The following is a 14,193-nucleotide window of genomic DNA, read 5'->3' on the forward strand; positions in this document are numbered from 1 at the left end:
TTTTAGTCTCCAGCCGTGTCCTGAGCGTTCAGCCCAGCACGGATTTGTATTCCATGAATTCCTCGATGCCGAAGCGACCCCACTCGCGACCGACGCCGGACAGCTTGAAGCCGCCGTGCGTGCCACGCTTGTCCAGTGGCGCGCCGTTGATGCGGACGCGGCCCACGCGCAGCCGCGCGGCGACGGCACGGGCGCGGTCCGGATCCGCAGACCATACGCCGGCTGCCAAGCCATAGACCGAGTCGTTGGCGATGCGTATCGCGTCTTCCTCATCGTCGAACGGAATCAGCACGACCACCGGGCCGAAGATTTCCTCGCGCGCGATGCGGCTGTGGTTGTCGCCCGAGAAGATGGTCGGCTGCACGTACCAGCCGCGCGCCAGACCCTCGGGTGCTTCGGCGCCCCCAGTCAGCATGCGCACGCCCTCCTCCCGCGCCTGGCGGATGTAGCCGCGCACGCGCTCGCGCGCGGCCGCAGTCGACACCGGGCCCAGCGTCGTGCGCTCGTCGAGCGGATCACCCAACACATAGCTGCGCGCCTTGCGCACGGCCAGCTGCTCGGCTTCGCCCAGGCGGTCGCGCGGCACCAGCATGCGCGTGAGGCCGCCGCAGACCTGGCCGGTGTTGCGCAGAGCGTCCTCGATACCGCCTTCCACGGCGCGCGCGAAGTCGGCATCGCCCAGGATGATGTTGGGCGACTTGCCGCCCAGCTCCAGGTGCACGCGCTTGATCGATTCGGACGCGACCTCCATGACGCGGCGGCCCGAGCGCACCGAGCCCGTGATGGACACCATGTCGACCAGCGGATGCGCCGCAATCGGCTCGCCCACCTCTGGCCCCGTGCCGCAGACCAGGTTGAACACCCCCGGTGGCAGCCCCGCCTCTGCGCAGAGTTCCGCGAACACAAAGGCCGTCAGTGGCGCCACTTCCGAAGGCTTGAGCACCACGGTGCAACCTGCCGCGATGGCGGCGCCCGCCTTGGATATGACGGAGCGCAATGGTGCATTCCAGGCGGTGATGGCGCCGACCACACCCGACGGTTCGCGTTGCACCCGGGTGCTGCCGACCTGGTGCACCCATTCGATCTGGTCGAGCGACTCGGCAATGATGTCCAGTTCTTCGACTGCGCCTTGTACCTGCGTCTTGCGAAGCGCCGTGATGGGGTAGCCCAGCTCGCCGACCAGCGTCTGCGCGATCTCCTCGAAGCGCGCCTCGGTCAGCCGCGCCAGCCGGCGGAACAAGGTCACCCGGGTGAAGGTACTGCTGCGCGACCAGTCGGCGAAGGCGCGTACGGCCGCCTGCACGGCGCGGTCCACGTCGTCGGCGGTGCCACGCGGCACAGTGGCAATCACCTGTTCGGTGGCGGGGTTCACGACGGTCAGAACTTCGCTGCCGGTGGACGGCACCCAGGCGCCGTCGATGTAGATCTGGTTGCGTTCGATCATGGTCTCACCACGCTTCTTCGAGGATCTGTTGCAGCTCGGCGGCTTCGCGCACCGGGCGCGGGTTGCCTTTGAGGAACCAGTCGCCCATCGCCAGCGCGGCCGTCTCGGGCAGGGACTCTCGCGGCACTTTCACGTCGCGCAGGCGGCGCGGTACGGCCAGCTCGTCGAACAGGCTCGCGAGGGTCTCGACCACGTGCTGCTCGGGCGTCTGCGTGGCGCTGCGCTGCAGGTCCAGCGCGGCAGCCACCTGCGCCATGCCGGCAGCAGCGGCTTCGGCGTTGAAGCGCAGCACGTGGGGCAGCACGATGGCATTCACGGTGCCGTTCTCGATCTCGTGGCGCGCGCCGATCGCATGACCCAGCACCGTGGTGATGCCGGCGGCCGTGTGGTCCGTGCCCTGTCCGCAAAGAATCGCCGCCAGCACGAGCTGTCCGCGCACGGCCGCATCGTCGGCGCGCGCGGCCTGCGGCAGGTGCTGGGCCAGAAGGCGCAGCGCCTGCATCAGGGCGCCGTGGGCAATGGCGTCGTGCGAGCGCGAGGTCAGCCCCTCGATGGCCATCGACAAGGTGTTGATGCTGGCGCTGGCGACCAGGCCGCGCGGTGCCGAGAGGATCATCTCGGGGTCGATGAACACCGACTGCGCACGGGTCTTGGGGTCGAACATCGCCAGCCGCTGGCCGCTCGCGGGGTCGAACACGGCGCTTCCGGCTTTGACCGTGGCCGTGGTCGGCGTGGTTGGCACGATGAACTGCGGCAGCTTGGGCGCTGCAAGCTTGGGGCTGCGCAGGCGGCCATCGGCTTCCGTCACGGTGCACAACTCGGACACCGGCTTGCCCTCGGCCGCCAGGATACTGGCCGCACGCGCCGTGACGATGGCCGAGCCGCCGCCGACCGCGATGACCGCATCGGCCTCGACGCGGCGCAACAGCGCGGCTGCGTCCTCGACCGAGGCGACCGGGCTGTGGCCTAGCACTTCGCCGTAGACGCCGGCGCAGCGCGCGCCCAGCGCGGTGCGGATGCGCTCGAACAGCGGACCTTTCGCCAGCCAGTCGCCGCAGACGACGACGGCTCGCTGGCTCTTGATGCGGTCCAGTTCGCGCCCCAGGTGCGTCAGGCTGTCGGGGCCGTGGTACAGCCGCAGCGGCGGCGTGATGTGTTGGAAGTTCTGCATGGCACTCAGCTTTCGTTCTGCAGTTCGGCCCGGACTTGGGCGCTGATGGCGGCCTTGTCCACCTTGCCGGTGTGATTGGTCGGTAGCGGCTCGCGCTGCAGCCGCCATTGACTGGGCACCGCGAACGAAGCGATCTGGCCGCGCAGCTGGTCCTGCAGTTGCTGCGGCGTGAAGTCGGCGTCGGTCACGACCACGGCCATGACTTCCTCGCCCAGGTCGCGGTGCGGCACGCCGAACACCACGGTCTCGGTCACGCCCGGGATGTTCAGCAACGCGCGCTCGATTGCGGCGGGCGCGATGTTCTCGCCGCCGCGGATGATCATGTCCTTGCAGCGGCCGGTGATCCACAGGTTGCCCTTGTCGTCGAGCCGGCCCAGATCGCCGGTGCGCAGCCAGCCCTCCTCGTCGATCGGCGATTCATCGAGCCCGAAGAAGCCGGACATCTGCGTTGGCGAGCGCAACAGGATCTCCCCGTCAGGCAGGCCGGGATGCGGGAGGAAGCGAATCTCGACGCAGGGCAGCGGCTTGCCGGCGGAACCCAGCTCGTCCAGCGCCTCCGATCCGGCTGCGGCCGTGGCCTGCCCGCCGTTCTCCGTCAGGCCGTAGCCTGTCGGAATCCGTGGACTGACGCTCGGCAACTGGGTGCGGATGCGCTGCATCAGTTCCGCATGCACCGGCGCGCCACCGATGCTGATCGACTTCAGGCTGCTCAGGTCCCGGCGTGGCACATCCGGATGGTCCAGCAGCCGCGTGACCATGGTCGGCACGGCGTTCCAGCGCTTGACCTGGTTGCGTTCGATCGCCGCGAGCACTTCGGCGGGGTCGTATCGCCCTTCCGACAGCACCAGCGTATCGCCGACCACGACTGCCCGCATGAGCGTTTGCATGCCGCCCACGTGGAATAGCGGACCGGTGATCAGCGTCACATCGCGCGCCGTTTCGTCGATCTGGTGCGGCAGCTTGCGCGTGATGTGCAAGGTCATCTGCAGGCGCGCCAGCAGCGCACGATGCGACAACACCACCGCCTTCGGTTGACCCGAAGTGCCCGAGGTGAAGATGATGAGGGCGGTCTCTTCTTCGTCGCCTGGGGCCTGCGCATCCGGCACGACTTGGCCGCCCGCGCCCCGAGCATGGGGGATGTCCCACGGCCCGCGACGCGCGCCCGCCGGCACGCGCGGGGCGCAGCGCTCGTCGGCCAGCGTCATGGCCGGTTGCAGCGCAGCCAGGCCGTTGGCGACCTCCAGCGAGCTCCACCAGGCATTCGCGAGCACCGGCACGGCGCCTGCGAAAAAGCAGGCCCAGAAATTGACCACCCATTCCGGACCGTTCCAGCCGAGGATGAAGATGCGATCACCCCGGCGGATGCCCAGGTCGGCGAGTTCGCGGGCCTTCGCGACCGCGCCGCGGTGCAGGTCTTCGAACGAAAGCACCCGCTCGCCCTGGACGAGGTGGGGCCGCGCATCCCAGCGACCGGCGAAGGCCAGCAGCTGCTCGACCCTGCGGGGACGATCCGTGTACATCCGGTAAGGAATCCCGCCGACCATCTCGGTCGCGATCTCCTTGCCCCATGACGTTGTTGCTGATGACATCGATGTCTCCATGCTGCTTCTCATGGCTTACGGTAGCGATCGAGCATCGCGTTGTCCTGGCCGAGCGCCGGCGCCGGCTTGGCGGGGCACCACTCGCCGTCGAACTTGATCGGAATCCGAACGCTGCGGATCGTGCCGACCTGGCCCGGGTATTCGACATTGGCGATCGACCCGGAGCCACTTGCGGCCTCGACTTCCAGCGCCTCGCCGAGACTGCGCACCACGCCACAGGGAATGCCTGCCACCTGCAGCCGCTGCACGATGTCATCGGAGGTGAACCCGGAAAACACCTCGCCGAGCAGTGCGTCGCATGCGTCGCGATGGACGACGCGTGAAGCAGCGGTCACAAAACGTGGATCGTCGGCAAGTTCAGGGCGGTCCATGGCCTGGACGATCTTCTTCCACGAACCATCGCTGAACGTGGACAGCAGGATGTTTCCATCCGAACCTGCATACTGGCCGTACGGCACCACGCCCGGATGTCGTGACCCCATCCGCTTGGGTGATTCGCCGGTCACGAAATACCGCGTGGCGTTGTACACGGAGAGCGACAGCAGCGAACTCATCATGCTGACTTCGACCAGGCTTCCTTTACCGGTTCGCGATCGCTTGAGCAGTGCCGCGAGGATGCCGTGCACCGCGAACATGCCGGAGGACAGGTCGGCCACTGGAAGACCCAGCTTGCTGGGTGGACTGTCGCCTTCCCCGTTCAGGCTCATGACGCCGGATTCGGCCTGCACGATCAGATCGAAGGCGGCCCGCCGGCTCTCGGGTCCGGTCCCGCCAAAACCCGAGATCGAGCAATAGACAGCCCGTGGATTGATCCTGGAGATCACGTCGTAGCCGATGCCGAGGCGCTCGGCGACGCCGGTACGGAAATTCTGGATGAAGACGTCGCAATCGGCAGCCATCGCGTGGATGAGCTTTCTTCCCTCCTCGGACTTCAGGTCGAGTTCCACCGAGGCCTTGCTGCGGTTGATGGTGGAGTGGTAGAAGCTCACGTCGCCCTGCAGGGGCGCGATGTGGCGGGTGTCGTCGCCGGCCTCGGGCACTTCGACCTTGATCACCTCCGCGCCCATCTCCGCGAGCAGCAGCGTCGCATAGGGGCCGGAGAGATAGCGCGTCAAGTCGAGGACGCGCACACCGCTGAGCGGCAACGCCGAGCCCTCTGCTTCGCTTGCGCCATCGTTGCGCGGCGGCTCGGCAAACGCCGTCGAATGCGGCTGCTCATTCGTCGCTTCGGCGATCAGGGTGTCGATGGATTTGGTCATGCTCGTCTACGTCCATGCTTCGTTCTGCGAACGTCCTGATGCTCAAGCGGCCGGGCGCTTGGGCAAGGCCACCACCGCGGTGCCGGGCATGCATTGCTGGCCACGCTGGTTGGTGGCCCAGGTGGTCAGGCGAACGATGTGACGCCCTTCGGCGTCGATCTCCTTGGCATCGACGCGCCCGCCCAGGCGCACGACGTCGCCCAGATACACATGCGAACGGTACTGACCGGTCAGCGCGAGCAGCTGGCCGGCATCGCCCATCCAGTTGGTCAGCGAATGGATCTGCCAGCAGGTGCGCTGAATGCCCACGTCGTAGGCGATCTGCGCGCCTTGCAGCTGGGCCGCGTAGTCGTTGTAGTGCACCGAGTAGACCGGCTCCAGAGCATGGGTGCGCGGGTCCCGGAAGGCCCACTTGGGGTGCTTGTGGTAGCGCTTGAGCGCCACCGAATGCGCGGCCACGCGCGGGATGGGCGCGGCGCCGGCGGCGATGAAGGCGATGAAGTCCGTCAGGCCCAGCGGGCCCTTGGTGATGACGTCGATCTCTTCTCCCACCTGCACATCGTCCCAGTAGCGAGGCGTGGCGCCGCGCGGCCTCTCGGCCAGGATCTGCTCCTCGATGGCCGCGATCTCTTCTTCCTTCCAGGGATGGGGCACTTCGATGGCACGGCTTTCGCGGCGCGCCTGCATCTCGCCGCGCTCGAAGCGCATGCGCGAGCAGATGAAGGTGGCCTTCAGGTCGCCCTCGTCGTTGCGGTACTCCTGGCGCAGGTAGTCCTTGATGCGGCGGCCGCCGAAGTTGCTGTCGGCAATCGGGCCGTCGAAGCCGTCGAAGACGACCTTGGCGGTGATCTTCTCGCCCACGCGGATCGGCGCGCCGAAGGTCATCTTGGTCTCGGCGTGGAAGCCACCCAGGCCCGGCCAACCCACCTGCACCGAGCCCAGGCAGGCGAAGATGAAACTGGGCGGCGCTACCAGCGTGCCGTGAGGGCCTTCATTGGCATAGGCGCTGTCGGTCCACAGCGGGTTGTCGTCGCCAATGCCTTCGCAAAACCGCATGACGGCCAGGCGCGTGGCGTACTCATTGTTCAGGCAAGACTCGGTGCGCAGCTCGGTGCCGATCAGCGCGCGCATGTCGGCCAGCATCTTGTCGGTGAACTTTCCCAGGGCCAGCTCCTTCGTGATGCCGGCGTCGGTTGTCTCTTGGGTGGTCATGTCTGCGGTTCCATATCTGTGTTGGCGATGACGAACTGTAGGTTTGGCAGGGGTGCGGCGTCCATGCGTCTTTCCTGCAACCGGCATGCAGGAAAAACGTGCACGGGTCGCCCGCGTTCGCCAAATCAGGACGCGGGGTCGCGAACTTCGGCATGGACGTGGCCGCCGCCCCGTTCCTAGACTGCAAGCGAGACAACGAGGAGACACATGCTGTCCGACATCACCCGCCCGACTCGCCGTACCGTCCTCGCCGCCGCCGCCGTGGCTTTTGCCGAAGCGGGCCTGTGCAACCCGTTGACGAACACCGCATCCGCCGACACGCCGGCCACCCCATACCGCGGCAACCAGCACCGCCCCACCAAGGACCTGCTGGCCTGGCAGGCCCGCGCTGACGCCGAAGCTGCGCTCGAGCCCGGCCTGCCCATCGTCGACCCGCACCACCACCTTTTCAACGGCACGGCGGACGCGCTGTACTACCGACGCGAAGACATGGAGCAGGACCTGTCGACCAGACATCGCGTACTGGGCACTGTCTACATCGCGGCCTATGGCGCAGGTTGGCGCAGCGATGGGCCAAAGGCCATGCGCTCGGTCGGCGAAGTCGAGCGCATCGTGCAGCTCAGCGCGCAACCGCTCGCGACAACGCGGGGCCCGTGCCGGCTGGCGGCGGGCATCGTCTCGGATGTGGACTTGACGTTGGGCGAAGAAGCGGCCGGGGTGCTGGAGGCACACGTGGCGGCCGGCGCCGGCCGCTTGCGCGGCGTGCGCCACTACACGACCTACCACGACGGCCCGTTGGCCAAGTTCATCCCGAACGCGCCGCGCCGCGTGATGGCGGATGCGGGTTTTCGGCGGGCGTTCGCGCAACTGGAACGCCACCAGCTGAGCTTCGACGCGCTGGTCTATCACACGCAGCTGCGCGAACTGGCCGATCTGGCCGACGCTTTTCCGCGCACGACCATCGTGCTGAACCATGTCGGCATGCCGGTCGGCGTGCTGGACTTCGCGTCGCAGCGTGCCGAGGTGCGTCGCCATTGGGCGCAGGATCTGGGCGCGTTGGCAGAGCGGCCGAACGTGGTCGTGAAAGTCGGCGGCATGGGGATGCCGATCTTCGGTTTCGGCTTCGAGCACGAAGATCGGCCGGCCACGACGCAGGCATTGGTGCAGGCCTGGCAGCCGCTGATGCAGGTCTGCATCGAGGCCTTCGGGCCGGCGCGCTGCATGCTGGAGAGCAATTTCCCCGTGGACAAGCAGTCCTGCGGCTACGGCCAGCTGTGGAATGCGTTCAAGCGCGCGACGGCCGGGCTGTCGGTCGCCGAGCGCAAGGCGCTCTTCTATCGGACCGCCTGCCAAACCTATCGTCTGCCGGAGCTGCAGGCCGAATGCGATGCGGCGTGGCCCGGGGCCTGAAGCGTGAGACGCTGCGTCAGCCCTGCTGGCGCGACGTCGGCATCACCAACGCGTCGCCGTCGATCACGACCCTGTCGCCCACCGTGCAGACCGTGGCCAGCGTGACGCGGCGCTTGTCGGCCAAGAGCTCCTTGACAGTCACGGTCGCCTGCACCGTGTCGCCCGGACGCACCGGCCCCTTGAAGCGCAGGTTCTGCCCCAGGTAGACCGTGCCCGGACCGGGCAACTTGCCCGCAATGGCCGCCGAGATCACCCCGGCCGTCAGCATGCCGTGCGCGATGCGTCCCTTGAACGGCGTGGCCTGTGCGAACGCCTCGTCGAGATGGATCGCATTGCGGTCGCCCGAGGCGCCAGCGAACACCATGATGTCGGCCTCGGTGATGGTCTTGGCGAAGCTGGCCTGCATGCCGGGTTGCAGGTCTTCGAAGTCGTAGCCGTTCAATGCATTCATCGTTTACCGCTCGGGTTTGGGGGCATGGCCGCAAGTGTCGAGCGGTGTGCTTTGCCGGTCCATCGCGAAGTTCGGGAGGCCGCTTGCGGGCTTCGCGATCAGGTCACGAGATCACGCCCGCCGCTCGCAGTGCCAGCAGTTCCTCCGCGGACCGGCCAAGCCACCCGCCATACACCGCCTCGTTGCAGGAGCCCATCGGCAGGCTGGGCGCGATCGGCTGCCGCGCCGTTCCCTCGAACACCAGCGGCGAATGCATCAGCACCACGCGACCCAGGTCGGGGTGCTCGACCCACTGCAACTGGCCGCGCGCATGCATGTTCTCGTCGACCATCACTTCTGCCAACTCGCGCACGGGCGCGCAGGGCACCTTGGCGGCCAGCATGCGGCGCGCCACGTCGTCACGTACTTGCCCGCGGGTCCAATCCTCGATCAACGCATCCACGGCCTCGACGTTCTGCACGCGCGCCGTGCGCGTTGCGAAGCGCGGGTCGTCCTTGAGCTCGCCGCGGTCCATCACGTCGAGGATTGCGCGGAAATGGTGATCGCCAGGCGCGTTCAGCACCACGTGGCCGTCGGCCGTGGCGTAGACGTTGTAAGGCGACACGCCCAGGCCACCATGGCGATTGCCGGTTCGCGCGGGCGCCTGTTCGCCGCGTGCGTGCAGCATGCCGAGGTTGGAGGCGAGCGAGGCATAGGTCGCATCCTGCATCGAGACCTCGACGACGCGGCCCTCACCTGTCTTCTCGCGCTCGTACAACGCCGTCATGATGGCTGCATACAGGTGGATGCCGGCCATGAAGTCACACAGCGCGGCGCCGGACTTCACGCCGGGCTGGTCGGGGTGGCCCGTGGAACTGATCACGCCGCACATGGCCTGCATCACGAGGTCCATGGCCGGGTAGTCGCGGTACGGGCCGTCCTTTCCGTAGCCGGAACTGGAGCCGTAGATGAGCCGCGGGTTGATCTCGTGCAGTGCCGCCGCGCCAAGGCCCAGGCGGTCCATCACGCCGGGTGCGAAGTTCTCGACCAGGATGTCGGCGCGCTCCACCATCTCGCGCAGCAGTTGGCGGCCCTGCTCGGTCTTCAGGTTCAGCGTGACGGGCTGCTTGTTCGAATTGAGCATCGCGAACGGCAGCACCACGCCGCCCAGGTCGCCGCGGCTGCGCAGGTTCTCTCCGCTCAAGGGCTCGACCTTGATGACTTCGGCGCCGGCCATGGCCATCAGGAAAGTGGCGTAGGGGCCGTTGTAGATGTGCGAGAGGTCGATGACGGTGATGCCAGCAAGCGGCAAGGGTTTCGTGGGCTCGGTCATGGGGGTCTCCGGATGAAGATCAACGCGCGAGCAGACGCTGCGCGGCGAGGTAGTGCGGTCGGTCCAGCATGCGGCCGTCCAGGGCCAGCGCGCCGGCCGTGGGTGCTGCGTCGAAGGCGGCGACGATGCGGCGCGCCTGCGCCAGCGCGGCCTCGGTCGGCGTGAAGGCGGTATGGATAGGCGCGATCTGGTCGGGGTGGATGGCCACCTTGCCCGAGAAGCCGTCGCGCTCGGCTTCGTCCGCCTCTGCGCGCAGGCCGGCCGGGTTGCGGAAGTCCGTGTAGACAGCGTCGTAGGCCGGCACGCGCGCCGCGGTGGCGCCCAGCAGCGTAAGCGCACGGGCCATCGCGTAAGGCGCGGTGTAGCGCTGCTGCGCGTCGCGGTTGGCCCTGGCGCCGATGTCGGCCGCCAGGTCCTCGCCGCCCCAGAACAGGCCGCACAGTCGCGGGCCGGCGTCGGCCGCATAGCTGCCCAGGTGGAACAGGCTGGCGGCGGTCTCGGTCACGATCGGCAGGATGCGCAGCGGTTCGGCTGCGGCCTCGCGTTCGGCAATCAGGGCGGCCAAACGGGCCACGTCACGGCCGCTCTCGCACTTGGGCAGCATCAGGCCATAGGGGGCTGCGGGCACGATGGCATTCAGGTCGGCCAGGGCTTCGCCGGTCGACAGCGCGTTGACCCGTACGAACAGGCGCATGCGCTCGCGGTGGCGGGCCACGAAGTCGGCACAGCGCTGGCGTGCCAGCGCCTTCTCGGGCGGCGGCACGGCATCTTCCAGGTCGAGAATCAGCGCGTCGGCACCGCTGACGAGGCCCTTGTCGCATTTGCGGTTGTCGTGCGCGGGCACGAAAAGCAGGGATCGCATGGCAATGTCTTTCTTGAGCACGCCTACCAGGCGCTTTCGAGCACGCCGAGCAGGTCTGCCGCATCCCGCACGGGTCGCGGGTTGTCGCGCACGAACCAGTCGTCCATGGAGACTGCGGCCAAGTCTGGCAGCGACTCCCGCGTGACGCCGATGTCGCGCAGGCGCTTGGGGCTCTCGAGCTGCGCGAACAGCTGCTCCATGCCATGCACGACGGCATCGGCTGCCGCGGCACCTCGTGCGGTCTGTCCGAAGGCCACGGCCAGTTGCTCCAGACCCGCCACGGCGTGCCGGGCGTTGAAGCGCACGACGTGCGGCAACACGATGGCGTTGGCCAGCCCGTTGTCGACATGGAAACGCGCGCTGATCGCATGGCCGAGCGGAATCGCGATGCCGGCGCCGGTGTAGTCCGTGCCGTGGCCGCAGATCAGCGACGCGAACATCAAGGCCTCGCGGCCCGCGGACACCTCTGCATCCGGCAGGTGCTCCACGATCAGCCGCGTCGCATGCACCAGCAGCCCGTCCGAGAACGGATCGCCCCGCAGCGACATCAGACCCTCGAGCGCCATCGCCAGCGTGTTCAGTGTCGCGCTGACGATCAGTGCGCGCGGCGGCGTCTGCAGCAGCGCAGGATGCACGAAGACCGCCTTGGCGCGCGTCTTCGGGTCGAACAGCGCGAGACGGCCGCCATCCATGGGATCGAGCAGTGCACTACCCGCCTTCAGAGTTGCCGTGGTCGGCGTGGTGGGAACGACCAGTTGCGGCAGCTTGGGCGCCAGCAGGCGCGGGCTGCGCAACACGCCATCGGCGCCGCGCTGCGTACAAAGCTGTCGAGCGTCCGCCTGCTCCGCCAACAGAATGCTGGCGCCGCGCGCCGTGACCACCGCCGAGCCGCCACCCACGGCCACGACGGCGTCGGCACCCATGGCCTGCAAATCGGTCGCCGCCGCTTGCACCGCATCCAGCGGACTGTGCGCACGCACGCAGGGCAGCACGCCAGCACCACGCTCGCCCAACGCCTCTTGCAGCAGCGCCATCGCCGCCCCGTCACGCGCCAGCGATGCTCCGCAGACGACGACGGCGCGCGTGCTGCCCAATCGCGCCAACTCGCCCTGCAGCGCATCGAGGCTGTTCGCCCCGTGGAACAGCCTCAGCTCTGGCACCAGGTGCCGCAAGGGACTCACCGTGGTGCCTGCGGTGCAAGCCTCTTCGGGCGGCCAGGCGGGGCTCACTAGAACGTGCCCTGCGACAGAAAGCCGTCGACGGGGTCGAAGCTCTCGACCAGCTTCTTGCCGACCAGGTCCTTAAGCGCCTCGGTCGCGCCGCCGCCCAATGTGCCGTAGCGCACGCCGCGGTAGATGCGCGAGATCGGGTAGTCGTCGGTGAAGCCGTAGCCGCCGTGCACCTGCAGGGCCTCGTTCGTCACACGGATCGCCATCTCGTTGACGAACATCTTCGCGATGGCGGCCTCGTGCGGGTCGGGGAAAGGGTTGGCCGTCAGCGCCGCCCGGTACAGCAGGCTGCGGCCGGCTTCGATGTCGCGGTACATGTCGGCCAGCTTCCATTGGATGCCCTGGAACTCGGACACGTGCTGGCCGCGGATGGTGCGCTCGCGCACATAGCTGATGGCCTCTTCGAAAGCCGCTTCAGCCAGGCCCAGCGAGATGCTGGGGTTCAGGCAGCGCTGGGTGTTGAAAGCCGTCAGCAGCTTCTTGAAGCCACCCTGGCGGAGCAGCACGTTCTCAACAGGCACCTCGACCTGGTTGAACTGGATCTCGGCGAGATACTCGCCGCCCATGGTGTGGTAGCGGGCCGTGACCTCGAAGCCAGGGCTGTCGCGCTTGACGAGCACGCAGCCGAGGCCTTCCCGCCCTGGCGTACCGTCGATGCGCGTGAACACCACGAACCACTGCGCCTCGTTGGCTTTGCTGATGAGCGTCTTGACGCCCTGGACGATGGCGCGGTCTCCCTTGATGACGGTGTTGGTCCTGTAGTTCGGAACGTCGGTGCCGGCGTGCGGTTCGGTCATGCACACGGCCAGCGCAATCTCGCCGGTCGCAACCTTGGGCAGGATGTCCTGCTTCATCGGCTCGGGGGCGTAGGTCGCGATCACCCGGGTCTGCACGCCCAGGCTGCTCATGACGCCCATGGCCGTGGGGTAGCAGTTCTTGGCAATCTCCTCCAGCACCAGTGCGGTGTCGAACACCGGCAGGTCGGAGCCTCCGTATTCCTCGGGAATCGACATGCCCAGCACGCCGATGGCGGCCAAGGCCTTCAAGTTCTCGGCCGGGTAGGTGCCGTCCAGGTACTTGATCGAATTGCCCTTGAAATCCTTGGCCTTGCACAGGTTGCGCACGGCACCGATCAGGGCGCGCTGGTCTTCGGTCAACATCAATCTCTGGCGTGGCATGGGGTATGTCCTTTGGGGGGTGTCTGAACGATGCCGCCAGTGTCGAAGCTGGCCGCCCCTGCGTCCATGGCGATTGCCGGGAGCGTCTGTGCTCGATTCGTGAAGCATCACAATCGGCCGCTACCACCGATGGAGACATGCCCGTGATGATCGATCTCGTGCAGCTGCGCACATTCGTCGCCGTAGCCGAAGAGAGGCACCTGACGCGAGCCGCCGAACGCCTGCACATCAGCCTGTCGGCCGCCAGCGCGCATGTGCGCGCGGTCGAGTCCACGCTGGACACGCAGCTGTTTGTGCGCGCCAGCCGCCGGCTCGAACTGACGCGCGCAGGCGAACTGCTGTTGGGCCGCGCGAAGGCGGTGCTGAACGAAGCGACGTTGTTCTCGTCGTTCGCACGCGAACTCGGCGGCAAGGTCGAGGGACGCATCGTGGTGGCGTCCAGTAGCGACCCCTCGGCCAGCCGCATCGGCGAGGTGGCCAGTGCGCTGCGCGAACGCCACCCGCTGGTCAGCGTGGACCTTCGGGCACGCCCGTCCTCCGGCGCGCGCGAGGGCCTGAAGACCGGCGAGCTGGACATCGCGCTGCTACTGGGCCGGCCGACCGACACCAGCTTCAGCTGCTATGAATTGCAGACTTTCGCGTTCCGCGTTGCCGGCCCGCCCGCGTGGAAGCAACGGATCGAAGAGGCCGACTGGGCCGCGTTGGCCGCCCTCCCCTGGGTTACGCCGACGGAGGGAAGCGCGGCCTATACCACCATGTTGCAGCAGATGTTCGGCGAGCGCGGGCTGGTACTGAATTCGGTAGCGACCTTCGACAACGCGCTGCTTGGCCGAGCGATGTTGGAGGCTGGCGTAGGCCTCGATCTGGTGCGCGAAGACTACGCCCTGCAGGCCGAACGCCAAGGCAGCGTGGTGCTGTCGCCGCTGGCGCACGCGCAATACCCGAGCTACCTGGCGCACCTGGCGAGCCGGCGCGATGACCCGCTGATCCGTGCATTCCTGGAAGCGACCACCGACGTCTGGCCCGACCTGCGGCTCGCCAAACCGCTGGCCTGAGATGCCATC

12 protein-coding genes are annotated in these 14,193 nt (G+C 67.7%); 2 read left to right on the top strand and 10 right to left on the bottom strand.

The annotated features are described in order from the left end of the window. Nucleotides 1–28: 28 nt before the first annotated feature. Genes BLS74_RS31040 through BLS74_RS31060 form a run of 5 tightly spaced genes read right to left on the bottom strand, consistent with a single transcriptional unit; the run spans nucleotide 29 to nucleotide 6,687 of the window. Complete coding sequence (locus BLS74_RS31040; RefSeq protein WP_093111441.1) at nucleotides 29–1,444, bottom strand: aldehyde dehydrogenase family protein; 1,416 nt, start codon at nucleotides 1,442–1,444, stop codon at nucleotides 29–31. A 4-nt stretch (nucleotides 1,445–1,448) separates the two neighbouring features. Further along, nucleotides 1,449–2,615, bottom strand: a complete 1,167-nt coding sequence (locus BLS74_RS31045; protein ID WP_093111443.1) for an iron-containing alcohol dehydrogenase family protein — start codon at nucleotides 2,613–2,615, stop codon at nucleotides 1,449–1,451. Between the two features lie 5 nt (nucleotides 2,616–2,620). Then, nucleotides 2,621–4,204, bottom strand: coding sequence for a class I adenylate-forming enzyme family protein (locus tag BLS74_RS31050; RefSeq protein WP_093111510.1), 1,584 nt, complete (start codon nucleotides 4,202–4,204; stop codon nucleotides 2,621–2,623). 20 nt (nucleotides 4,205–4,224) lie between these two features. Then, nucleotides 4,225–5,475: a CaiB/BaiF CoA transferase family protein gene (locus tag BLS74_RS31055; RefSeq protein ID WP_093111445.1), complete on the bottom strand. Its 1,251-nt coding sequence runs from the start codon at nucleotides 5,473–5,475 to the stop codon at nucleotides 4,225–4,227. A gap of 42 nt (nucleotides 5,476–5,517) precedes the next feature. Continuing rightward, on the bottom strand, nucleotides 5,518–6,687 hold the full coding sequence (locus BLS74_RS31060) for an FAS1-like dehydratase domain-containing protein (RefSeq protein ID WP_093111447.1): 1,170 nt from the start codon (nucleotides 6,685–6,687) through the stop codon (nucleotides 5,518–5,520). Nucleotides 6,688–6,894: 207 nt separating this feature from the next. Between BLS74_RS31060 and BLS74_RS31065 the strand changes: the two genes are divergently transcribed. After that, nucleotides 6,895–8,097, top strand: a complete 1,203-nt coding sequence (locus tag BLS74_RS31065) for an amidohydrolase family protein (protein WP_093111449.1) — start codon at nucleotides 6,895–6,897, stop codon at nucleotides 8,095–8,097. Between the two features lie 16 nt (nucleotides 8,098–8,113). Here the strand turns inward: BLS74_RS31065 and BLS74_RS31070 are convergent, their stop codons facing one another. The 5 genes from BLS74_RS31070 to BLS74_RS31090 form a co-directional block, all read right to left on the bottom strand. Continuing rightward, nucleotides 8,114–8,548: a MaoC family dehydratase gene (locus BLS74_RS31070; protein WP_093111451.1), complete on the bottom strand. Its 435-nt coding sequence runs from the start codon at nucleotides 8,546–8,548 to the stop codon at nucleotides 8,114–8,116. Between the two features lie 103 nt (nucleotides 8,549–8,651). Continuing rightward, nucleotides 8,652–9,860: a CaiB/BaiF CoA transferase family protein gene (locus BLS74_RS31075; protein ID WP_093111453.1), complete on the bottom strand. Its 1,209-nt coding sequence runs from the start codon at nucleotides 9,858–9,860 to the stop codon at nucleotides 8,652–8,654. 19 nt (nucleotides 9,861–9,879) lie between these two features. After that, nucleotides 9,880–10,722: an HpcH/HpaI aldolase/citrate lyase family protein gene (locus BLS74_RS31080; RefSeq protein ID WP_093111512.1), complete on the bottom strand. Its 843-nt coding sequence runs from the start codon at nucleotides 10,720–10,722 to the stop codon at nucleotides 9,880–9,882. 23 nt (nucleotides 10,723–10,745) lie between these two features. Beyond that, nucleotides 10,746–11,951, bottom strand: a complete 1,206-nt coding sequence (locus tag BLS74_RS31085; RefSeq protein WP_244504100.1) for an iron-containing alcohol dehydrogenase family protein — start codon at nucleotides 11,949–11,951, stop codon at nucleotides 10,746–10,748. Next, the gene (locus tag BLS74_RS31090; protein WP_244504101.1) at nucleotides 11,951–13,129 is read right to left on the bottom strand and encodes an acyl-CoA dehydrogenase family protein; all 1,179 of its coding nucleotides are present in this window, start codon (nucleotides 13,127–13,129) and stop codon (nucleotides 11,951–11,953) included. Before BLS74_RS31090 ends, BLS74_RS31085 begins: the two co-directional genes overlap by 1 nt. 146 nt (nucleotides 13,130–13,275) lie before the next feature. Here BLS74_RS31090 and BLS74_RS31095 point away from each other — a divergent pair, with 146 nt between their 5' ends. Further along, entirely contained in the window at nucleotides 13,276–14,184 is a 909-nt protein-coding gene (locus BLS74_RS31095; protein WP_244504106.1) for a LysR family transcriptional regulator, read from the top strand. The last annotated feature ends 9 nt before the right edge of the window (nucleotides 14,185–14,193 follow it).

The organism is Variovorax sp. CF079 (assembly GCF_900101545.1).
Taxonomy (GTDB): domain Bacteria; phylum Pseudomonadota; class Gammaproteobacteria; order Burkholderiales; family Burkholderiaceae_C; genus Variovorax.

What these genes read in the sequence shown, in the direction of transcription:
- BLS74_RS31040 (WP_093111441.1), bottom strand. Translation starts at nt 1,444, where the DNA reads ATGATCGAACGCAACCAGATCTACATCGACGGCGCCTGGGTGCCGTCC.
- BLS74_RS31045 (WP_093111443.1), bottom strand. Translation starts at nt 2,615, where the DNA reads ATGCAGAACTTCCAACACATCACGCCGCCGCTGCGGCTGTACCACGGC.
- BLS74_RS31050 (WP_093111510.1), bottom strand. Translation starts at nt 4,204, where the DNA reads ATGTCATCAGCAACAACGTCATGGGGCAAGGAGATCGCGACCGAGATG.
- BLS74_RS31055 (WP_093111445.1), bottom strand. Translation starts at nt 5,475, where the DNA reads ATGACCAAATCCATCGACACCCTGATCGCCGAAGCGACGAATGAGCAG.
- BLS74_RS31060 (WP_093111447.1), bottom strand. Translation starts at nt 6,687, where the DNA reads ATGACCACCCAAGAGACAACCGACGCCGGCATCACGAAGGAGCTGGCC.
- BLS74_RS31065 (WP_093111449.1), top strand. Translation starts at nt 6,895, where the DNA reads ATGCTGTCCGACATCACCCGCCCGACTCGCCGTACCGTCCTCGCCGCC.
- BLS74_RS31070 (WP_093111451.1), bottom strand. Translation starts at nt 8,548, where the DNA reads ATGAATGCATTGAACGGCTACGACTTCGAAGACCTGCAACCCGGCATG.
- BLS74_RS31075 (WP_093111453.1), bottom strand. Translation starts at nt 9,860, where the DNA reads ATGACCGAGCCCACGAAACCCTTGCCGCTTGCTGGCATCACCGTCATC.
- BLS74_RS31080 (WP_093111512.1), bottom strand. Translation starts at nt 10,722, where the DNA reads ATGCGATCCCTGCTTTTCGTGCCCGCGCACGACAACCGCAAATGCGAC.
- BLS74_RS31090 (WP_244504101.1), bottom strand. Translation starts at nt 13,129, where the DNA reads ATGCCACGCCAGAGATTGATGTTGACCGAAGACCAGCGCGCCCTGATC.
- BLS74_RS31095 (WP_244504106.1), top strand. Translation starts at nt 13,276, where the DNA reads ATGATCGATCTCGTGCAGCTGCGCACATTCGTCGCCGTAGCCGAAGAG.